The sequence below is a fragment of the Microbulbifer maximicatervae (SeqCode) genome, assembly GCF_052467305.1.
The window spans coordinates 1,243,460-1,264,104 of sequence record NZ_CP174306.1; the positions used below are offsets into that span (position 1 = coordinate 1,243,460).

General features: G+C 50.4%; 16 protein-coding genes. 13 read left to right on the forward strand and 3 right to left on the reverse strand.

Going from position 1 to position 20,645, the window contains the following annotated elements:
- The 4 genes from clpX to ACJJI4_RS05830 all read left to right on the forward strand — a co-directional run bounded on the left by clpX (position 1) and on the right by ACJJI4_RS05830 (position 6,492).
- Positions 1–1,287, forward strand: coding sequence for an ATP-dependent Clp protease ATP-binding subunit ClpX (gene clpX / locus ACJJI4_RS05815; protein ID WP_444927377.1), 1,287 nt, complete (start codon positions 1–3; stop codon positions 1,285–1,287).
- A 267-nt stretch (positions 1,288–1,554) separates the two neighbouring features.
- Positions 1,555–3,960, forward strand: coding sequence for an endopeptidase La (gene lon, locus ACJJI4_RS05820; RefSeq protein ID WP_413665176.1), 2,406 nt, complete (start codon positions 1,555–1,557; stop codon positions 3,958–3,960).
- 199 nt (positions 3,961–4,159) lie between these two features.
- Positions 4,160–4,489 carry a non-specific DNA-binding protein Hbs gene (gene hbs, locus ACJJI4_RS05825; protein ID WP_255422880.1) on the forward strand — a complete coding sequence of 110 codons (330 nt, stop codon included), beginning with the start codon at positions 4,160–4,162 and terminating at the stop codon, positions 4,487–4,489.
- A 119-nt stretch (positions 4,490–4,608) separates the two neighbouring features.
- Positions 4,609–6,492: a SurA N-terminal domain-containing protein gene (locus tag ACJJI4_RS05830; protein WP_444927378.1), complete on the forward strand. Its 1,884-nt coding sequence runs from the start codon at positions 4,609–4,611 to the stop codon at positions 6,490–6,492.
- Positions 6,493–6,571: 79 nt separating this feature from the next.
- Here the strand turns inward: ACJJI4_RS05830 and ACJJI4_RS05835 are convergent, their stop codons facing one another.
- Positions 6,572–8,134, reverse strand: coding sequence for a LysM peptidoglycan-binding domain-containing protein (locus tag ACJJI4_RS05835; protein WP_444905765.1), 1,563 nt, complete (start codon positions 8,132–8,134; stop codon positions 6,572–6,574).
- A 196-nt stretch (positions 8,135–8,330) separates the two neighbouring features.
- Complete coding sequence (gene gloB, locus ACJJI4_RS05840) at positions 8,331–9,110, reverse strand: hydroxyacylglutathione hydrolase (RefSeq protein ID WP_444927379.1); 780 nt, start codon at positions 9,108–9,110, stop codon at positions 8,331–8,333.
- 154 nt (positions 9,111–9,264) lie between these two features.
- Here gloB and ACJJI4_RS05845 point away from each other — a divergent pair, with 154 nt between their 5' ends.
- Genes ACJJI4_RS05845 through dnaQ form a run of 3 tightly spaced genes read left to right on the forward strand, consistent with a single transcriptional unit; the run spans position 9,265 to position 11,276 of the window.
- A complete protein-coding gene (locus tag ACJJI4_RS05845; RefSeq protein ID WP_444927380.1) occupies positions 9,265–10,056 on the forward strand; it encodes a class I SAM-dependent methyltransferase in 792 nt (263 codons plus the stop codon).
- A gap of 42 nt (positions 10,057–10,098) precedes the next feature.
- Positions 10,099–10,536: a ribonuclease HI gene (rnhA, locus tag ACJJI4_RS05850; protein WP_413665181.1), complete on the forward strand. Its 438-nt coding sequence runs from the start codon at positions 10,099–10,101 to the stop codon at positions 10,534–10,536.
- A gap of 14 nt (positions 10,537–10,550) precedes the next feature.
- A complete protein-coding gene (gene dnaQ, locus ACJJI4_RS05855; RefSeq protein WP_444927381.1) occupies positions 10,551–11,276 on the forward strand; it encodes a DNA polymerase III subunit epsilon in 726 nt (241 codons plus the stop codon).
- A 116-nt stretch (positions 11,277–11,392) separates the two neighbouring features.
- On the opposite strand, the gene nhaB is transcribed toward dnaQ, so the two are convergent.
- Positions 11,393–12,928, reverse strand: coding sequence for a sodium/proton antiporter NhaB (gene nhaB, locus ACJJI4_RS05860; protein ID WP_444908425.1), 1,536 nt, complete (start codon positions 12,926–12,928; stop codon positions 11,393–11,395).
- 381 nt (positions 12,929–13,309) lie between these two features.
- Between nhaB and ACJJI4_RS05865 the strand changes: the two genes are divergently transcribed.
- The 6 genes from ACJJI4_RS05865 to ACJJI4_RS05890 all read left to right on the forward strand — a co-directional run bounded on the left by ACJJI4_RS05865 (position 13,310) and on the right by ACJJI4_RS05890 (position 20,212).
- Complete coding sequence (locus ACJJI4_RS05865; RefSeq protein WP_444927382.1) at positions 13,310–15,016, forward strand: FimL-related protein; 1,707 nt, start codon at positions 13,310–13,312, stop codon at positions 15,014–15,016.
- A 14-nt stretch (positions 15,017–15,030) separates the two neighbouring features.
- Entirely contained in the window at positions 15,031–15,846 is an 816-nt protein-coding gene (gene nudC, locus ACJJI4_RS05870; protein ID WP_444927383.1) for an NAD(+) diphosphatase, read from the forward strand.
- A gap of 45 nt (positions 15,847–15,891) precedes the next feature.
- On the forward strand, positions 15,892–16,542 hold the full coding sequence (locus ACJJI4_RS05875; RefSeq protein ID WP_444916102.1) for a cation/multidrug efflux pump: 651 nt from the start codon (positions 15,892–15,894) through the stop codon (positions 16,540–16,542).
- Positions 16,543–16,590: 48 nt separating this feature from the next.
- A complete protein-coding gene (gene sohB, locus ACJJI4_RS05880; RefSeq protein WP_282933417.1) occupies positions 16,591–17,736 on the forward strand; it encodes a protease SohB in 1,146 nt (381 codons plus the stop codon).
- A 40-nt stretch (positions 17,737–17,776) separates the two neighbouring features.
- Positions 17,777–18,790: a YhdH/YhfP family quinone oxidoreductase gene (locus ACJJI4_RS05885; RefSeq protein WP_444916103.1), complete on the forward strand. Its 1,014-nt coding sequence runs from the start codon at positions 17,777–17,779 to the stop codon at positions 18,788–18,790.
- Between the two features lie 159 nt (positions 18,791–18,949).
- Positions 18,950–20,212 carry a patatin-like phospholipase family protein gene (locus tag ACJJI4_RS05890; protein WP_444916104.1) on the forward strand — a complete coding sequence of 421 codons (1,263 nt, stop codon included), beginning with the start codon at positions 18,950–18,952 and terminating at the stop codon, positions 20,210–20,212.
- Positions 20,213–20,645 lie beyond the last annotated feature (433 nt).

A 20,645-nucleotide genomic window follows, 5' to 3' on the forward strand; every position in this document is an offset into this window, starting at 1 on the left:
ATGACCGACAAAAGCAGCGGAGAAGACAGCGGAAAATTGCTGTACTGCTCTTTCTGTGGCAAAAGCCAACAGGAAGTGCGGAAGTTAATCGCTGGGCCGTCAGTCTTTATCTGCGATGAATGTGTCGAGCTGTGTACTGACATTATTCGTGAAGAAGTACAAGAGACTGCGGAGGGGCCTGAAGGGCGCCTGCCGACACCCCGTGAGATTACTGAAATCCTCGATCAGTATGTGATTGGGCAGGAGAGAGCCAAGCGTGTGCTGGCTGTTGCCGTATACAATCACTACAAGCGTCTGCGCACCAAGTCTGGTGTTAAAAGTAAGGATGAAGTAGAGCTCAGTAAGTCTAATATTTTGCTGGTAGGCCCAACCGGTAGTGGTAAAACCCTTCTTGCCGAGACCCTGGCTCGCCTGCTCAATGTTCCTTTCACTATTGCCGATGCAACCACCCTGACCGAAGCTGGTTATGTGGGGGAGGATGTTGAGAATATCATCCAGAAGCTTTTGCAGAAGTGTGATTACGATGTAGAGAAAGCCCAGCAGGGAATCGTCTATATCGATGAGATCGACAAAATTTCGCGCAAGTCAGACAACCCTTCAATTACCCGTGATGTGTCCGGTGAAGGTGTGCAGCAAGCGCTACTGAAGTTGATTGAAGGCACTGTGGCGTCTGTGCCGCCGCAGGGTGGACGCAAGCATCCGCAGCAGGAATTCTTGCAGGTCGACACCTCCAATATCCTGTTTATTTGTGGCGGCGCTTTTGCAGGGCTGGATAAGGTTATCCGCGATCGCTCGGAGAAGGGTGGAATTGGTTTCAGTGCAGAGGTTAAATCGAAGGATGGCACCAGTAATTTTGGTGAGATCCTGCGCGACCTGGAGCCCGAAGACCTGGTTCGTTACGGACTGATCCCGGAGTTTGTTGGACGCCTACCGGTGACCGCAACTTTGGAAGAGTTGGACCGTGAGGCTCTGGTACAGATTCTCACCGAGCCACGTAATGCTTTGACCAAACAGTACGGAAAACTGTTTGAGATGGAAGATGTAGAGCTGGATTTCCGCCCCGATGCGTTGGATGCGGTTGCCACCAAGGCAATGGAGCGGAAAACAGGCGCCCGTGGCCTGCGCTCTATCATGGAGTCCGTATTGTTGGAGACCATGTATGACATCCCATCCACAGATAATGTGGTGAAAGTTGTGATTGACGAGGCGGTCATTAAAGGCGAATCAGCCCCGCTGCTGGTTTATGAGAGTGAGTCCCAGCCGCAGAAGGCGGCGCCAGAAGAGTAGCTCAAATCCCACCTCAAAAAGCCCCAATATTGGGGCTTTTTTTATAGTTTTTTCTGATTACCCGGGTATCTAACTACCTGTCTGGGTATTCCTGGCTCGAATAGCACTCTTAGCTCGGCACAAATTGGTCGCGAGATTAGACTTGTATTTCGGGCCCTTCCCCCCCATTACTAGCATCTGAAGGGCGGTGGCCCAGGTTAAGCTGTCAATTCCAACAGCAGCATGATGCCGCGCCAAATACCCAGTGATAGGGCCGAGAGGAGTTCTATGGATCAGTCATCCGACACCACACTTGAATATCCGTTGTTGCCATTGCGCGATGTTGTTGTTTACCCCCATATGGTGATCCCGCTTTTTGTCGGCAGGGAAAAGTCCATAGAGGCCCTGGAAGAGGCCATGCGCAGGGATAAGCAGGTATTGCTTGTGGCGCAGCGAAAGGCATCTGAGGATGACCCAGGTGCAGACGATATCTATCGCGTGGGCACTATTGCCAGTGTCTTGCAGTTACTCAAACTCCCCGATGGCACTGTGAAGGTGCTAGTAGAAGGGGGGGAGCGCGTAAATATTCACGAAGTGATGGAGAGGGAGAACCATTTCGAGGCGACCGTCTCGCCGATGGAAACGCAGGAGTTGCCGGAAGGCGAAGCAGATGCCCTTGTGCGCTCTGTGATGTCCCAGTTTGAACAGTACGTTTCTGTAAGTAAGAAAGTCCCCAATGAGGTTATTACCTCTCTGTCGGGAATTGATGAACCTGGCCGCTTGGCAGATACCATTTCTGCGCATATGTCCCTTGAGCTGGCTCAGAAGCAAGAGCTTCTGGAGACTCTCAGTGTTAAAGAGCGTTTGGAGCATTTGCTGGGCCTTATGGATGCTGAAATCGACCTGATTCAGGTGGAAAAACGCATTCGTGGGCGTGTGAAAAAGCAGATGGAGAAAAGCCAACGCGAGTATTATCTCAATGAGCAGATGAAGGCGATTCAAAAAGAATTGGGCGAGATCACCGAAGAGCCCAATGAAATTGAAGAGCTGGAAAACAAAATTGCCGAATCCGGCATGAGTGCGGAGGCAGAGAAGAAAACCCGCGCTGAGTTGGCCAAGTTAAAGATGATGTCGCCTATGTCTGCGGAAGCTTCGGTTTTACGCAGTTATATCGACTGGATGTTGAGCCTGCCCTGGAAAAAAGCCAGCCGGGTGAGACATGATTTGGTTAAAGCCGAGGAAATTCTCGAGAAAGAACACTACGGCTTGGAAGAGGTTAAAGAGCGGATTCTGGAATACCTCGCAGTACAGAAGCGCGTGAAGAAAGTGAAAGGGCCGATCTTGTGCTTGGTTGGGCCTCCAGGGGTGGGTAAAACCTCCCTCGGTCAATCTATTGCTCGAGCAACAAATCGTCAGTATGTGCGTATGGCCCTGGGCGGCGTTCGCGATGAAGCCGAGATTCGCGGGCATCGACGCACTTATATTGGCTCACTGCCGGGCAAGCTGATTCAGAAAATTTCGAAAGTAGGAGTGAAGAATCCCCTGTTCCTGCTCGACGAAGTCGACAAAATGGGGATGGACCAGCGCGGCGATCCCGCTTCAGCACTTCTTGAGGTTTTGGATCCAGAGCAAAACAAAACCTTTAACGATCACTACCTGGAAGTGGATTACGACCTCTCCGATGTGATGTTTGTCTGCACCTCTAACTCAATGAATATTCCAGGCCCATTGCTGGATCGTATGGAGGTTATTCGAATCCCCGGTTATACCGAGGACGAAAAGCTGAATATTGCACAGCGCTATCTTGTGCCGAAGCAGCGCAAAGCCAACGGCCTTAAAGATGATGAGCTGGATCTCTCCGATGACAGTATTCGAGATATTGTCCGCTACTACACCCGTGAAGCGGGTGTGCGTGGCCTGGACCGGGAGATTGCCAAGATCTGCCGCAAGGTAGTAACCGAGCACGTTCGCAATCCTTCCGAGAAGAAGGCTGTAATACAGCCAGAGCAACTTGAAGAGCTTCTGGGTGTACGCAAATTTGATTTTGGCCGCGCAGAAGAAGAGGACAAAATCGGAATTGTTACCGGTCTCGCCTGGACGGAGGTGGGTGGTGAGCTTCTTAACATTGAAGCTTCAGCTGTGCCGGGTAAAGGGCGCATGATCAAAACCGGCTCCCTCGGCGATGTTATGCAGGAATCTATTCAGGCGGCCTTGACGGTTGTGCGTTCTCGCTCCCAGGCGCTGGGAATAGGTCCGGACTTCCACGAGACCCGGGATATTCATATCCACGTGCCTGAAGGTGCCACCCCCAAAGATGGCCCTTCGGCGGGTATTGCCATGTGCACCGCTTTGGTGTCTGTGTTAACGGATATTCCCGTGCGCTCAGATGTGGCAATGACCGGAGAAATTACTCTGCGTGGAGAAGTTTTAAGAATTGGTGGTCTTAAGGAAAAGTTATTGGCAGCGCATCGAGGCGGTATAAAAACTGTACTGATTCCTGCTGATAACGAGCGAGATCTGAAGGATATTCCCGATAATATTCTCCAGGACTTGGTGGTTAGGCCCGTTAAGTGGATCGATCAGGTACTTGAGCTGGCGCTCGAACACAAGCCTGAATCCCTGTCTGATGAAGAGTATTCCGCCTTACAGAAAAAGGCAGAGGAGCGCTCGCAGCGAGGAATCCAAACTCACTGACTCTTGTAATGGGGTGACTTTTGTCGCCCCTTTACAACTCGCAAGGCCAAAACTTCGCCAATCAGGCTATCTACGCTGCTTGAAAAGTGTGCATCTGCCCGGAAACCCGCATGGTTCCTTGACCCGCTTCTGGGCAGTTGGTATAAAACGGGGCTTATTGCCCGGCGCGTAAATTGCCGAAGGCTAAAAAATTTAAAGTATGGGTGTCTTTTGTAGACCACCCGAAGCATATTTAAAAAGAACAGAGGGATTAAGCGTGAATAAGTCCGAACTGATTGAAGCAATTGCCGCATCTGCAGATATTCCAAAAGCAGCAGCTGGCCGTGCTTTGGACGCAATGGTTGATAGCATCACTGATGCCCTGAAAAAAGGTGATCAAGTTGCCCTCGTTGGCTTTGGTACCTTTGCTGTGAAAGAGCGTGCAGCTCGTACTGGTCGCAATCCTCGCACTGGCGATCCCATTGAAATCGCTGCGGCAAAAATTCCTAACTTCAAGGCCGGTAAAGCCCTGAAAGACGCTGTAAACTAAGTTTTCAGCAGGCTTTGAGACTTTGTAAAAGAGTCTGAATGTCAAAGAGGCGTGTCAGTTGGGATGCGCCTTTTTTGTATCTGATAGTAGTTAAAAACAATTAATTTTCGGAGCTGAGCATGCTTCAGTCCATGCGTGACAACCTGAAAGGGACAGCCGCGATTATTGTCGCAGCCTTTTTCGGTTTTATTATGGTCATTGGGGGAATTGATTTCTTCACCGGTGCCAGTGGAGGTGCTGCCGATGCGGTAGCCGAGGTTAATGGCGAAAAAATTACAAACTTGGATTTGCAGCGCGCAATTCAAAATCGCCGCAATATGATCATTAGTCAGTACGGCGAAGATGTGCCCGCTGATTTAATCAGCGATGAGCAGTTGCGTGAGCCAGTTTTACGCCAGTTGGTTTCCAGTGCTGTGATGCGCCAAGCTGCTCAGGACAGCGGTATGGTGATGAGCTCTGCGGCGGTCGACAGAGCGATCGTAGGAATTCCAGCTTTTCAGGTGAACGGCAGTTTTGATCCGCAAATGTACCGCGATGCTTTGCGTCGTATGGGGTATAGCCCTGCAGGCTTCCGCCAGATTATGGAAAATGATATGGCGCTGGAGCAGTACGCAAATAGTGTGGTTGAAAGTGCTTTTACTACCCAGGCGGATGCAGAACAGATTGTTGCCGCCTCTATGGAAGAGCGTGATTTTGATTACGTGGTGATGCCAGTTGAAGGCCTGCTAGCAGAGACTCAGGTTTCGGATGCTGAAGTAGAACAGTACTACCAGGAGAATCAAGGGCAATACCAGCGTCCAGAGCAGGTGGCGGTTGAGTATATTGAGCTAACTCCTGAAGTATTTGCCGGTAACATTGATATTTCTGAAAGCGATGTTCGCGCTCAGTACGAGCAAGAGCTGAAAGGTTTCGCATCGGAACTTCGCCGTCGTGCTGCACATATTTTGCTTGAAGAAGCTGACGCAGAAAAAATTGCTGAGATTCAGAGTAAACTGGATGCCGGCGAAGATTTTGCCGAGTTGGCAAAGACTTACTCCCAAGACGTAGGCTCTGCGGAGGAAGGCGGTGAGTTGGGTTACACCACAGGTGATGTATTCCCAGAGGCATTCGAGCAGGCCTTGGCCGCGCTGGAAGTGGGTCAGGTTTCTGCTCCAGTGACCACCGATAGTGGAACTCACTTTATCAAGTTGTTGGAAGTAGAGCAGAGTGAACCGCCGAGCTTCGAAGAGCAAAAAGTGGCGATCGAAAAGCGACTGCGTGCGTCCGTTGCCGAGCGCGAGTTTGTTGATGCCTTGTCCCGTCTTGCCGATCTGGCATACAACGCGGATAACCTGGCTGAGCCCGCTGAAGAGTTGGGTGTTCCCCTGAAGACTGCCAATCTGTTTTCGCGCGAGAGCGCATCTGGTGTCCTTTCTAACGGGCAGGTTATCGAGGCTGCTTTCTCTGTGGAAGTGAAGGAAGATGGCAATACTTCAGATGTGATCAACCTGAACAATGAGCACTCTGTCGTTTTGCGGGTTACCGACTCTAAGCCCGCGGGTACCTACCCTCTGGAAGAGGTTCGCCAGCAAATTGTTGACCGTTTGAAGCGTGATAAGGCCAGTGAGCAATTGGCTAAGCAAGCAGAAGAGCTTAAAGAGAAGCTCGCTACTGGTACTAGTTTTGCAGAACTGGCAGAAGCGCAAGGTTTAACCCTGGAGACCAGTGATAAAACTCGCCGCGGTGGTTTTGCTCAGCGCGGTGAGATTAATGCCAAGGCATTTGCATTGCCTGCACCATCTGCTGGCAAAGATGAAGTGACCAGCTTCGCTACAAATAATGGTGATCTGGTAGTTCTCGATCTGCGCAGCGTGCGCCCGGGCGAACTGTCCAAGCAGAGCAAAGAGCAGCGTCAGGCACTGATGCAGCAATTGGCCTCTGTAAATGGTGGGGCCGAGTTAGCAGCTATCCAGCGCTACTTGTCCGATCAGGCAAAAATCGATCTGGCCTCTTCTGCCGAGTAACGGTTGTTATTGAGCCATAAAAAAACCCGGCAATTGCCGGGTTTTTTTATGGCTAACTCCCTGTAGGGTAGGGTGCGCTTTAAGTGTTGCTGGCACTATCCACAAATAAGGTTAAGCGCTGTCCGGGTTGTAAATACTTGGACTTGTTTATCTTATTCCAGCGGAGAATATCATCGATTTCGATACTGAATTTATTGGCTATCCGATATAGAGAGTCGCCGCTGCGTACCCGGTAAGAAACCTTGCGGGTAGTGCGGTTGTTCTCTGATACTGCGGGGGAGCCGTTGTAAGCCACCAGGGTGCGTCCAGGGCGCAGGGTGTCTCCCGGTGCCATGCTGTTCCAGCTGGCCAGTTGCTTTACGGTCACATCCAGCTTGCGTGAAATCCCCCAAAGGCTGTCGCCAGGGCGTACAGTGTAATTAACTTTCTGGCCCTTGCCAGAAGACTGCTTGCGTTTAACTCGCTGATCGAGTGCGTAGGCATACTGTCCCGCGGGGCCCGATGCGCTGGGGATTAACAGTGTTTTACCGGCGCGAATATTATTGCTGCGTAGTTTGTTTGTTTCGCGTATCGCTCCGACGGTGGTCTGGTAGCGTCGAGCGATAGTGGAAAGGGTGTCGCCTCGGGCAATGGTGTAGCGCTGCCAGCTTACCCTCTCTTCCTTGGGAAGTTGTGCCAGGGCGCTCTCAAACTTTTCCTGGGTCTCTATTGGAATCAGTAGTTGGTGGTTTCCGTTGGGGTCGGTTGCCCAGCGGTTATAGCCTGGGTTCAGTAGGTACAGCTCTTCTATCTCAATTTCTGCAAGTTCCGCAGCTTGGGCCAGATCGATCTGACTGCCTACATCGACACGGGCGTAGTAGGGCTCATTGGAGACATCATGCAGTGGGATTTTGTAATGGTCCGGGCGGGATATAACCTCCGCCAGAGCCAGCAGCTGGGGTACATAGCGCTTGGTTTCCCGCGGCAGTTTGAGATCCCAATAACTGGTGCCAAGCCCGTTGCGACGATTGCGCTCTACGGCTCTGCGAACCGTTCCCTCACCGGCGTTGTAAGCAGCGAGTGCCAGCTCCCAGTCCCCATCAAAGCGATCGTGTAGGTAGTTGAAGTACTTTGCCGCAGCCTGGGTGGATTCATGGACATCGCGGCGTCCGTCATACCACCAGTTTTGCTCGAGCCCGAAAGAGCGCCCGGTGGCCGGGATAAACTGCCACATACCGGAAGCCCGGGCGTGGGAGTAGGCGAAGGGGTCGTATGCACTCTCGACAATGGGGAGCAGCGCTAATTCAAGTGGGAGATTTGCCTGTTCCAGCTGTTCTGCAACATGGAAAATATAGCGACGAGAGCGCTCCGTTACCCGAGCCATATAGCCCTCGTTGCGGGCGAAGTAAGCAATATATTCCTTAACCTTGGGGTCGCTGGTGTGGTGATCCAGGGCGAACCCCTGACGAAGTCTTGCCCAGATGTCTACGGGGGGAGGGACCGCTTCAGAGGGTTCGTGTTTTTTAACAGCTCGGTCACTCGCGACAGAGGTTTCCTCTGCAGGGATATTTTCAGTTTCAGGCGCAGAGGCCTGTTCCGGTAATTGCGAGCAGGCCCCTACCGTAGCGGCTAGTAATGCTACGGCAAAATTCTTGTGAACCATGTGTGATATCCGCGAGTCTTTCTTGTAATTCATCCTGACGCATTTCAGAACAATTATTGGTAAAGCGCCAGGCATTTGGTCAATTACTTTCGATTCTAATTAGGCAAATTAGTTTCGGTCAATATTGACGGTTAAAAAGTATGCGAACTGCTAGTTTATCACCCAGCCTGAGAGGAGTTTAGGTGAAGTTGGGCGTTTAGAAGTTGTCCTTCCAGCCGCGCAAGCTCGCAAAAATATCTACCTTATCGCTTCCGTCATTTAACTCCGGTCTCGAATTGATAGCTGTCTGCCTAACTTCCGGATACTGACAGCGAAGAAATGGGTTGGTGTCTAGCTCAAGGGCGATAGTTGAAGGCAAAGTTGGCTTGTTTTCTACTCTCAAGGCTTTGCACTGAGCAACCCTTGCCTCAATGGCTTGATTGTTAGGCTCTACCGCTTGGGCAAACTTCAGGTTGGCGAGTGTGTACTCGTGTGCAGGATAAACAAAAGTTGCGGCGGGTAATTTACTGAGCTTTTGCAGAGAATGGTACATCTGCTCTGGAGTGCCTTCGAACAACCTGCCGCAGCCAGCGGAAAAAAGAGTGTCACCACAAAAAAGGTGTAATTGTTCACCGCCTGCTGCTGTGGTTTCATTCAAAACCAAAGCTAAGTGGTCTAGAGTGTGCCCCGGAACAGCGTGTACCTGGAAGGGCATGCCAAGGACCTGTAAGGAATCTCCACCGGCAATGGGGTGAGTGACACCAGGTATGTGCTCGGGGCCATAGACAGGGCACTGGTACTGGTGGCAAAGCGTTTCGATGCCACCGGTATGGTCATAGTGGTGATGAGTAATGAGAATGCCGCTGAGCCTGGTCCCCTCTAGGGCCTTTTCTACTGGCACAGCATCACCAGGGTCGACTACCCAGTGCTGGCCATCTTTTTGCAGGTGCCAGATATAGTTGTCATTAAAGGCGGGGATTGGCGTGATGGATAGCATAATCGAATCGTCTTTTCGCTGAATAGCAGAACAATATCATGGAAGGCGTGAGACGGTGTGAATTGTTACCTGAGGACTGGTTTACTTAGAGTAAGGCCCAGGAAACATCGCCCGAGTGTAGAATTGAATAGCTGTTAGATTGATCAATGGAGATATGATGACCGGAAAGAGCAGGCCTGGTAATGATGAGGAGCAATCCCCTCTTGGCAAGGTCTGCCCAGCGCTATCCCATTGGTTTTCCAGTTCGCTGGGAGAGGAGATTCTCTCGCAACAGCTGGCGTTGGCCCAACCCTTAGTGGAGGGCTTTTTCGGTTACCACTTTCTACAGGCCAGTGTGACCCAGTCCGTTGACTTTGGCGCCTCCAGCCGTATCAATCATCGTTTTCGATTGGGGGCAACTTCTGAGCAGGGCGGGGCTGCGATAGTGGAGTTCGAGCAACTGCCCCTCCCCGCCGATTCAATCGATGTAGTACTGCTGCATCACCTTTTGGACTTTTCCAGTCATCCCCACCAAGTATTGAGAGAGGCGGCCAGGGTTTTGATACCCGGTGGTCATATGCTGCTAATCGGGTTTAACCCGTTTTCCTTGCTCGGCTTGTCCCGCCTGCTATTTTCCAGGGGGGCTTACCAGCGCGGAAATCAACTGCGTGCTGCTCGAATTGCCGACTGGATGAATCTGTTGGACTTGCAGGCTGAGAGGGTAGATCGCGGCTTCTTCCGCTTGCCATTACAGCAAAAGGAATTGCTTTCCAAGACGGCTTGGATGGAGCGCCTTGGCTCCCGCTTGCACTTGCCATGGGGGGGCTTTTACATCATAGTCGCCCGCAAAGAAGTGGCACGTGTTCGCACTATTAAAATCAATTGGCGGGCCGAGAGAAAGCCCGCTTTGGTTGCCACCCCGTCGAGCCCTCGCGTTGCAGCACGCGGGAAGCATCAAAAGCGCTGATTTCGCTGAAAATCGGCCCCATATCTAATTTTGGCGTAAGTTTTGAAACAAATTACTATCTATACAGATGGCGCTTGTCGCGGTAATCCTGGTCCCGGCGGTTGGGGTGCCCTGTTGGTGTACGGTGAGCGGGAGAAAGAGTTGTTTGGTGGGGAGGCGCATACCACCAATAATCGTATGGAATTGTTAGCTGCAATCAAAGCTCTGGAGGCTCTTAAACAGCCGTGCAAAGTTGATTTACATACTGACTCACAGTACCTGCGCCAGGGCATTACCGGCTGGATTAACAACTGGAAAAAGAACGGTTGGAAAACGGCGAGTAAGAAGCCTGTCAAAAATGCAGACCTATGGCGGCAGTTGGATGAGAGCGTCTCCCAGCATGATGTGGAGTGGCACTGGGTTAAAGGTCATGCCGGCCACCCAGGCAATGAGCGGGCCGATCAGTTGGCAAATCGCGGCGTCGATGAGCTGGAGTCCTGAGGGGAATATTGCATATGCGTCAAGTGGTTCTCGATACAGAGACAACAGGTCTCGATCCCAAAAGCGGCCATCGTATTATTGAAATTGGTTGCGTAGAGCTGGTTAACCGGAAGTTGACTGGCCGTCACTATCACCAGTACATCAACCCGCAGCGACAAGTGGAAGATGGGGCTATTGAGGTCCATGGAATTACTAATGAATTCCTGGCGGACAAACCCGTATTCGCTCAGATCGCCGATGAATTTATGACCTTCTGTGAAGGTGCAGAGCTGGTTATTCACAACGCGCCCTTCGATGTCGGTTTTATTGATGCTGAGCTGAGGCTGCTGGGTAATCCGCGCTGGCGCAATGTCATTGCGCATTGTGGGGTTTTGGATACCCTGACAATGGCTCGGGAAAAGCACCCCGGGCAGAAAAACAATCTGGACGCCCTTTGTAAGCGCTACTTTGTCGATAACTCCCAGCGGGATTTGCACGGCGCATTGCTGGATGCGGAGATTCTTGCCGACGTCTACCTGATGATGACCGGTGGCCAAACCGATTTGGTGTTGGCACAGGGTGATTCCTCGGAAGGGGAGGAAGGTAAGAAGGCGGAAAATGATGCGGCGGGTGAAGCCATTCGTCGCCTATCGGCAGATCGCGCGCCCCTGCTAGTAGCGCGTGCTACGCCACAGGAAGCTGAAGCGCATCAATCGATGCTAGGTTTGCTGGAGAAATCAGCGGGCAAACACTTCTGGTAGCACATCAATGAAGAGGTGTTCTCTTTAACCTTGATGTTTATTGCGCTTTTCTTTTTCTGAGCGGGTGGGAATTATTAATCCCCACCCATCCAGATAGTCTCTTAAACAAGTTCTCTTTAGATCGCGTAGACCACGCAAATCAAAGCAACAATACTCAGTACGATGGTGTAGGGCAGAGCCATGATCACCATGCGGCCATAAGATAGGCGTATGAGAGGTGCCAGGGCCGATGTCAGCAGGAACAAAAATGCAGCTTGTCCATTGGGAGTGGCAACGCTGGGTAGGTTGGTTCCGGTATTGATGGCAATGGCCAGCTTGTCAAAATGTTCTCGGGTAATGTCGCCTGCAGTGAGGGCAGCTTTAACTTCGTTAATATAAACCGTTGCCACAAAAACATTGTCGCTAATCATCGACAAAATACCGTTTGCCATGAATAGCAACCCTGGCTGCTGTTCGGGCTTTTGTGCGAGAACGAAGTTGGTTACAGGCTCGAATAGGTGCTGCTGGTGAATCACTGCAACAATTGCGAAGAAAACCACGAGCAGTGCAGTAAATGGCAGTGCCTCTTCAAACGCGTGGCCGATTCTAGCTTCTTGAACAACGCCGTTAAACGAGGTCAGAAGTACAATAATCATCAGGCCAATGATACCGACTTCGGCAACATGAAATGCCAGGGCAAAAACCAGAACCACAGCGACAATGCCCTGAATCCACAGCTCGGCAACCTGCGCCGAGGTGCGCTTCTTTTCTTCCTCTTTGGAAAAGTTAACCAGTACCTCACGTACGGCGCTAGGGAGCTGGGCTCCATAGCCAAACATTTTAATTTTCTCCAAAAAGAAACAAGTAGCTAGGCCGGCAAAGAATGTTGGAATGGTTACTGGGGCCATCTGCAGGAAAAACTGTACAAATTCCCACCCGGCTTTCTCAGCGATCAGCAGGTTTTGCGGTTCTCCAACCAAGGTGCAAACACCACCGAGAGCGGTGCCTACGGCGCCATGCATGATCAGGCTGCGAAGGTAGGCTCGAAACTGGTCCAAGTCTTCGCGGTGATACTCCACGACATGCTCATCGTTGGAGTGGTCGTGGTCGTTGTGGTGGTGTGGCTGCTGGGAGGCGACCCGGTGATAGACTGAGTAAAAGCCTACGGCAACCGCAATCAGAACAGCAGTTACGGTCAAGGCATCTAAGAATGCTGACAGTACTGCAGATACAGCACAGAAAAGTAGTGACAGCAGAGATTTTGAATTCACATTAATCAAAATTTTAGTGAATACAAATAGAAGCAGGCTCTTCATGAAGTAAATGCCGGCCACCATAAACATTAGCAGCAGAATAACTTCGATATTCTCAACTACCTCGTGGTAGACGGCATCGGTGCTTGTCATACCCATCAATACGGCTTCAATTGCGAGCAGTCCGCCGGGTTGAAGTGGGTAACACTTCAGGGCCATCGCCAGGGTAAAAATGAATTCACCAATAAGGACCCAGCCTGTTACAAAAGGCCCCGATACATACAGTATTAATGGGTTGAGAAGCAAAAAGGCGGCTATGGTCAATTTGTACCAATCAGGCGCTTCGCCGAGAAAATTTTCGGCAAAGGCGCGACCAAATCCGCCGCCGGATGCCGCAATGGTGTTGTTGTAAGTGTTCATCATTTACTTCCTTGGTTAACCCATTGGTGTGGGTCAAAATGGAATCTTTGGGAATCGGCGGTGTATGCGAAATAGATACCTGAGCTCAATTATCGCTGCGTGCTTCCCCGGGTTTATTGTGCACAGATTGATTGGTTTTTGTTCTTTAACACAAAAAAACGTACAGCTTTAAACTTGAAAGTAGCAAACGCTACTGGGTTTTCTGGAAAATTCAAGTAATTTAGGGGCTTCAGCCTCGCTGCTAGGTTATTTGTCGATTATTCGGTGGAAATTGTTTGGCGAAAGGTGGACTCTTTTATTTATTGGGGTAAATTGCCCTTAATGAGGCCAGAATCATCCTGATCTGGTTGTTTTTTGTTCGATTATAGGAAGAATGCAGCGGTGCAGCCAAAGACTGAATTGCGCAAGATCAATATCACTTCTGTCAATGTAGTGAAGGATGAGCTGGTAGCTACCATCGATAATGCCGCCTCACACTTGGATAAATTTGCCGCGGATACTTCCCAAAAGCAGGCTCTCGAACAGAGTTTGGCTGCACTCAGGCAGGTCAGTGGAGTATTGCAGATGGTGCAACTCCAGGCAGCTGAGCTCCTCGCCCAAGAGAAAATCAAAGCGCTTACAGAGGTGTTAGAGGAGAGACAGAGCGCCTCAGAAGAGCTGATGGAAGCGCTGGGCACAGGTTTTTACGTAATGGGACGCTACTTGGATTTTGTCCAAAGTCGTGCCATTGCCCGTCCAGAATTGCTGATTCCCTATATCAATAATTTGCGTGCGGCCCGGTCTCAGCCCCCTGTGCCGGAAAGTCATTTTTTCCGTTGTAACTTGGAGGGAGCTGTGCCTGGTGCAGGGGCTTCTGCGGTTATGTCGGAAGACTTGAATAGTTTTGTTCGCCGATTCCGTCATATGTACCAGGTTGGTTTGTTGGCTCTGTTGCGAGGTAAACCTCGGGGCCCAGCGTACACGATGATGTCTCGTGCCCTTGAGAGAATCGCAAGCATCACCATGGGGCGCCCAAACGGGCGTTTATGGGTGGTAGCAGGGGCGGCACTTGCAGGCATGGCCTCCCAAGAAATGCGCATCAGTCGATCCCGGGTGATGGTTTTCAGTATGTTTGATCGCTGGCTGCGAGCATTACAAAAAGAGTGCGACACAGCTTTAGATCAGCCTGCGCCACCAATTTTGCTGAAAGAGTGCCTCTATTGGCTGACTCTTTCCAAGCCCGAGGGCTTTGGTGGCAAGTTGCTGGAGGCTTTCTCCGCAGAGCCTCTTGATTACAGTGAAGAGGAATTAGAGCGGGAGCGAGCCACCCTTGGAGGCCCCGGCGCCACGGCAATTACCGCAGTTGCTAACGCCTTAGAGGAGGAGTTGTCCGGTGTGCGCCGAATGTTGGATGACGCTGAGTTAATTGGTACTACTTCCTTGGATGCAGAAGATGGCCTCGCTTCTTCTCTACAGAGAGTGGCCGGTACCTTGCAGATGCTCAACTTTAAGCGGGTTGGAGAGAGTCTGCGCAGCGCGGTTGCGGAATACCAGAGTGCCTCCGGCGCGGGCGGATCCATAGCGGACAGCGCACTGCAGAAACTGACAGGCCAGGTGTTGATGGTCGATAGCACGGTAAGAGCGCTCAAGCAGAGTACTTCTATTGATCTGGATGAATACGGTCATGCGGATATTGCCTTTGAGCACAGCCAACTGGCGGAAGCGGAAGTGGCTGTACTTAAAGAGGCTGAAGCCGGTTTGGCGTTGATTAAGCGAGCGCTGGCGGCCTATGCAGAGTCCGACTTTGATCATGGCCATATTCGCAATGTTTCCACTACTTTGAACTCAGTGCGCGGAGGCTTGATTGTTCTCAACTTAAGTAGAGCGGCGGCCGTAGTTGAAGGCTTGCTGAACTTTGTTGAGACTGTTATCGACCGCCATGATGCCGGTCCTGAAGTAGAGCAATCTTTGCATATTTTTGCCGATGCGATTATCAGCCTTGAGTACTATCTGGGAGAGGTAAAGCTGCATAGGCAAGCAGATATTCAATCCCTCAGTCTCGCTATCGAAAGCTTGACTGCTCTGGGTTATCCCGTTGAGGCCGTATAATTAAGGAGGTCTCCTTGGTAGATAAGTTTGTCCCAGCGGGTAATGTGTGGGCAGTTCCGGAATTTTCCCAGCATATCCTGATTGCTGATGGACTGATTCTCTGCCGAGGAGATTTTTTCCTCCACGACGCCCAGGTGTTGGTAGCGGAGGCTGTTCAATCCAGCCACTACTTGGGAGAGTTAAGTGGGCGGGCGTGTGGTGTCCACGTTTTGTCTCGCCAGGTTGAAATTGCCGGCTATGAATGGCGAAACCTACGCAGCCTGCTGACTTTGGTTGAGGAGCCGATGTTTGCATTGGCTGGGCGGGCGCTACAGATTTCCCATTGGGATAGCCAACATCGATTTTGCGGTCGTTGTGGCACTCCCACCATCTATCACTCTAATGATCGCGCTCGCACCTGCCCGGCTTGTGATCTTACTGTCTACCCCAGAATCTCCCCCTGTGTAATTATGCTTATTACCCGAGGAGATGAGTGTCTCTTAGCTCGTCACGCCTCGCGTCGAAATGCAACTTATACGGCCCTCGCTGGGTTTATAGAGCCCGGTGAGAGTGCTGAGCAAGCGCTGGTGCGTGAAGTCTATGAGGAAGTGGGGCTCAAAGTGGGTGCCCTGGAGTATGTGGGGAGCCAGTCCTGGCCTTTTCCCGGGCAGTTGATGATCGGGTATTTGGCGGAGTGGCAAGGTGGGGGATTGTGCTTGGACCCCAATGAGATAGAAGAGGCAGACTGGTTCCACTACAGCTCATTGCCAGCTATACCGCCCATACAAACCCTGTCCGGCCGCTTGATCCACACTTTTGTCGAAAAGGCTGCAGCGAAGAACCGCCCGTAAGGTTGGTTTAAAGATGTTGCGCAGTATCAGGGAGTAGAAATCATAATGTATATAGCGATTACCTTTATTATTGCCATCCTGGCGTTGTTGTTTGTGTTTTGGGGGGCGCGAGTCCTGCTATCGGGAAATTGGTTCCTGGGGTTTATACGTGGTTCCGCCGGTCTTTTTCTTTTTGCAACTGCTCTTTGGATTGTTCTGATTGCTGCAGATGTTTACAGCTATAGAAACCTGGCTGAAGAGCATAGTGTTGGCATTGTTTCGTTTCGAAAAATTGCCGAGCAGCAATTTGAAGTCAAGTTTTCTGATTCGGATGGTATAGCGCAAAAGTTTGAATTGCTTGGGGATCAGTGGCAGTTGGATGCCCGAATGCTCAAGTGGCAGGGTCCATTAGCCCGCTGGGGAATTAAGCCCGCTTATCGTCTAGATAGGTTGAGTGGTCGCTATCTCACGCTACAGGATGAGCGAGCTCGCGAGCGTTCTGTCCATGAAATAGAGGGGGCGAACTATGGCGTGGATGTTTGGCAGTTTGTACGCGGTGTTGATCGCAAGTTGCCCTTTGTTGATGCGGTATATGGCAGTGCCACATTTCTACCTATGGAGGACGGTGCGGTTTACGAGGTGCGTATTAGCCACAGCGGTTTGTTGGCTCGCCCCCTTAATCAGCGAGCAACTTCCGCCCTGGAAGGTTGGCAGTAAAATACTGAAGCTAAATAAAAATTAGTTAAGACGGAAAATGGAGTCTAAGTGGAATTTTTAATTGAATACGGCCTTTTTCTAGCCAAAATTGTTACGGTTGTCGTGGCCTTAATGGTGTTGATAGGTTTTATTTTTGCAAATCGAGAGCAGCTGAAAGAGCGTGTTCAGGGTCATATCACAGTTACACATTTGAATGATCGCTATGAGCAGTTTAAAGAAACACTGCTTGAAGCTGTGATGGATAAGCACGAATTCGCCCGTCGTAAAAAGCAAATGGCGAAAGAGAAGAAAACTCAGGAAAAAGCCCTAGCTAAAAAACATAAAGCTGAGAGCAAAAAGCAGCCTGAAAAAAGTGCTGCTACTTCTTCCGACGTTGCTAAAGAGGAAGGAGAGCATGAGTCCAAGAGTATAAAAGGGGAGTTGGTCTCCGAGCGCAAGCGTGTCTTTGTTATGCAATTTAATGGGGATATCAAAGCGAGTGCTCTTTCCCATTTGCGTGAAGAGGTGACGGCCATTCTTCAAGTGGCAGAGTCCGGAGATGAAGTTCTCCTTTGTCTTGAAAGCCCTGGGGGCATGGTGGCGAACTATGGTTTGGCCGCCAGCCAGTTAACCAGGATTCGCAGTGCAGGTATTCATTTGACTATTGCTGTCGATAAAGTGGCTGCCAGCGGAGGCTACATGATGGCCTGTGTTGCAGATCGTATCCTGGCAGCACCCTTTGCGATGTTGGGCTCTATTGGTGTTTTAGCTCAGATGCCGAATTTTAACCGCCTGCTGAAGCGCAATGATATCGATTACGAACTGTTTACTGCGGGCCAGTACAAGCGCACTGTAACCATGTTTGGTGAAAATACTGAGGAAGGTAAACAGAAGTTCCAAGAAGATTTAGATGAGATCCATATTCTGTTTCAGCACTTTGTCGGGGAGTACCGTCAAAAACTCGACGTCGACAAAGTTGCCACGGGCGAGGTTTGGTTCGGGCAAAAAGCCCTATCCTTGGGACTGGTCGATGAGCTGAAAACATCAGATGAGTACTTGACCAGTTGCGCTAAGGACTGCGACTTATATCAGGTGGAATTCAAAGAACGGAAAAATATAGCTAAGAAAATAGGGCTGGCGGCAGAAGCAGGTGTGGAATCGGCGGTCACTCGTCTCTTTTCAAGGCTGGCAGCTCTGCGTCATCAGGCTCAATAGTTGTAACGTTACAGGTTGATAGTGCTGCGGGATATACCCCATGGAAATAGAAAAGGATGAGAGATTTCGGGCAATTCAGGTTGCTGAAGTAGCTGCGGGAAAGTTTGACCAGTCTGTTGTTGAGCGTCAACTTTCTGAGCTTCCCGATAACCCCTTGCTGTTGGCCGTAAGTTATTCATCCTTGAATTTCAAAGATTCTTTATCTGCGTTTGGCAATCGTGGGATTACTAATACCTACCCCCATACTCCGGGCATTGATGCGGTGGGCAAAGTGCTGTTCGATCGGAGCAAGACGTTTCAACCGGGTGCTGAATTATTGGTCAATGGCTACGATTTGGGCATGAATACTTCTGGTGGACTTGCAGAGCGTATTGCCGTTCCTCCGCAATGGGCCTTGCCAGTCCCCGAAGGCCTAACAGCTTGGGAGTCTATGGCACTGGGTACGGCGGGTTTTACCGCCGCGCTTTGTGTTGAAAAGCTCCTGGAGTCCGGCGCATCTCCTGAGGATGGAGAGATTCTGGTAACAGGTTCAACGGGGGGCGTCGGCTCTGTTGCCGTCGCCTTGCTGGCGAAGCTAGGCTTTCGTGTCGCAGCAGTGACGGGAAAGTTGGAGTCTGCTGATTATTTGGCGAGATTGGGCGCATGGAAGGTTCTCGACCGGGATACACTGGCCCCTTTTGCCAATAAAGCGATGGCCAAGCCATTGTGGGCTTGGGCTGTAGATACTGTGGGCGGGGAAACGCTTTTTAATGTCATTAAATCCCTGCGCTACGGCGGCGGAGTGGCTGCTTGTGGTATGGCTTCAGGTGCTCAATTTCACGCCAATGTATTTCCATTTATCTTGCGCGGTATTAGTTTGTTGGGTGTGGATAGCGCTGTTTTACCAATAGAAAAGAAGGCAGAAGTATGGAAGCGGTTGGCCAGTGAGTGGTATATCGGCGATAAGCTCGACAGTATTGCGGAGAATATTAGCCTTGATCAGGCTCCAGAGTTTCTTGCGCGCTTAAATAGAGGGCATGGAATAGGTCGTTACGTTGTAGATATGGCTCTCTAATAGATCTATCGATTTAGAATAATAAGTACACTTAAAAGATTCTATTTATCTTACCAAATATCCCCGACAACTCTGAATCTGAGTTGTATATGGGCTTTTTTCTCAATAGCCTTTAAGCGGACTCTGTTGTTTGCGGGCTTGTTGTATTGGAAGAAAACTTTGTCGACAAGTAACAGTGAAAGTAACAAACCTGGCCAGCGTAACGCTCTGGTTCTTTCTGGGGGAGGTGCGCGTGCTGCCTATCAAGCGGGCGTTTTAAGGGCGCTTGCGGAACTGGTTCCAGAAGATAATCCTCGGCCCTTTCAAATAATCTGCGGCACCTCTGCAGGAGCGATGAACGCGATGCTTCTCGCCTCTCATACAGGTACCTTTAAAGAAGCTGTCGACAGAATGTGCTCAGTTTGGTTGCAGCTTAGTGTTGAGCAGGTTTATCGCACCAGTTGGCGTAGTTTACTTGGAAATCTGTTTTCTATCAGTCGTTCGCTCTTGAACCAAGGTGTGGGTAGACAAAAACCTTTGGCACTCCTGGATAACAGTCCGCTGCGCAGTTTGGTTGAGCGCGAGATAAACTTTGACAATATTCAAAAAAATATTTCGGCTGGGCATTTGCATGCCACAAGTGTTAATGCGCTTTCTTATAGTGAAGGGCAGTCCGTCAGCTTTTTTCAAGGAGCGGAGAATGTTAAAGGATGGCAGCGGTTTCGTCGCTTTGGAGTGCCCACTCAATTAACCTCGGACCACCTATTGGCGTCAGCAGCAATTCCTGCCATTTTCCCGGCGGTCAAATTGGATGGAGTTTATTTTTGCGATGGTGCTATTCGTCTGATGGCCCCGATTAGTCCGGCACTGCATCTTGGTGCCAAGCGTGTCTTTGTGGTGGGTGTGTCGGACAACCGTTCTCCAGCCCATTGGGGGAGTCGCAACAGTCCTGCGCAGATGGAGTCCCCTTCGATGGCACAAATAGCTGCTCAGTTATTCAATGCCGCATTTATCGATAGCTTGGAGGCAGACTTGGAGCATCTGGATCGAGTAAATATGTTACTTGACTATGTGGATCCAATAGATCACACGGATTTGAAATTGTTGCGTTCGGTAGAGTCGGTTGTTATTGAGCCCTCGCAGAGTTTAGGGCGTCTTAGTGGAAGAAAACTTGGTCACCTCCCCTCGGCGCTACGCTGGTTGTTCCGCTCAACGGGTGCGACCAATCCCGGTGGCGGTGTTTCCGCAGCCAGTTATCTATTATTTGAAAGGCCATATATCGAGGAACTTATCGATCTCGGCTATCAGGATGCCATGTGGGAAAAAGATAAATTGCGTAGTTTCCTACAGCCGGAGCCAGAAGGTAAAACTGAGCGCAAGGGGCTATTTGGGATTCGCAGTAAATCTCAAGAAGAGGCTTCTCACGGTAACCCTGAACACTAATTTTAGTTTCTACTTCCCTTATTGGCGTGACTACCGCCTTTCATCTCAGTGAATATTTTTGCATCAAGTTTCTAAAGGGCGTTAAACGCCCTTAAATCCAATATTGTTCCGCCAAGACGGCGGAATCCTTTAGCATTTATTTTCGCGCTTTCTTATGATTTTCCCGGGCTATGTGTGCCCTCACTCATCCGAACAAGTAGCTTCTATATTTAATAGTGATGTCAATGCTGTCGGGTATTATTCAAGATGTTATCCGTGTTTTTACTCGTGACTCTTTTTTCATTTAGTACAGGTAATCAGGATTTCGCCCAGATGATCGGTAGGGTTGATCGGGTTGAATATTTGGGGGGAGGCTTGGTTGTTTCTGGGTGGGCTTGTCAGAAAGGAGTATTCAAGTCAGTTTCTGTTGGTCTTTATCTAGGTAGCGATAGGA

What these genes read in the sequence shown, in the direction of transcription:
- clpX (WP_444927377.1), top strand. Translation starts at nt 1, where the DNA reads ATGACCGACAAAAGCAGCGGAGAAGACAGCGGAAAATTGCTGTACTGC.
- lon (WP_413665176.1), top strand. Translation starts at nt 1,555, where the DNA reads ATGGATCAGTCATCCGACACCACACTTGAATATCCGTTGTTGCCATTG.
- hbs (WP_255422880.1), top strand. Translation starts at nt 4,160, where the DNA reads ATGGGTGTCTTTTGTAGACCACCCGAAGCATATTTAAAAAGAACAGAG.
- ACJJI4_RS05830 (WP_444927378.1), top strand. Translation starts at nt 4,609, where the DNA reads ATGCTTCAGTCCATGCGTGACAACCTGAAAGGGACAGCCGCGATTATT.
- ACJJI4_RS05835 (WP_444905765.1), bottom strand. Translation starts at nt 8,134, where the DNA reads ATGGTTCACAAGAATTTTGCCGTAGCATTACTAGCCGCTACGGTAGGG.
- gloB (WP_444927379.1), bottom strand. Translation starts at nt 9,110, where the DNA reads ATGCTATCCATCACGCCAATCCCCGCCTTTAATGACAACTATATCTGG.
- ACJJI4_RS05845 (WP_444927380.1), top strand. Translation starts at nt 9,265, where the DNA reads ATGATGACCGGAAAGAGCAGGCCTGGTAATGATGAGGAGCAATCCCCT.
- dnaQ (WP_444927381.1), top strand. Translation starts at nt 10,551, where the DNA reads ATGCGTCAAGTGGTTCTCGATACAGAGACAACAGGTCTCGATCCCAAA.
- nhaB (WP_444908425.1), bottom strand. Translation starts at nt 12,928, where the DNA reads ATGAACACTTACAACAACACCATTGCGGCATCCGGCGGCGGATTTGGT.
- ACJJI4_RS05875 (WP_444916102.1), top strand. Translation starts at nt 15,892, where the DNA reads ATGTATATAGCGATTACCTTTATTATTGCCATCCTGGCGTTGTTGTTT.
- ACJJI4_RS05885 (WP_444916103.1), top strand. Translation starts at nt 17,777, where the DNA reads ATGGAAATAGAAAAGGATGAGAGATTTCGGGCAATTCAGGTTGCTGAA.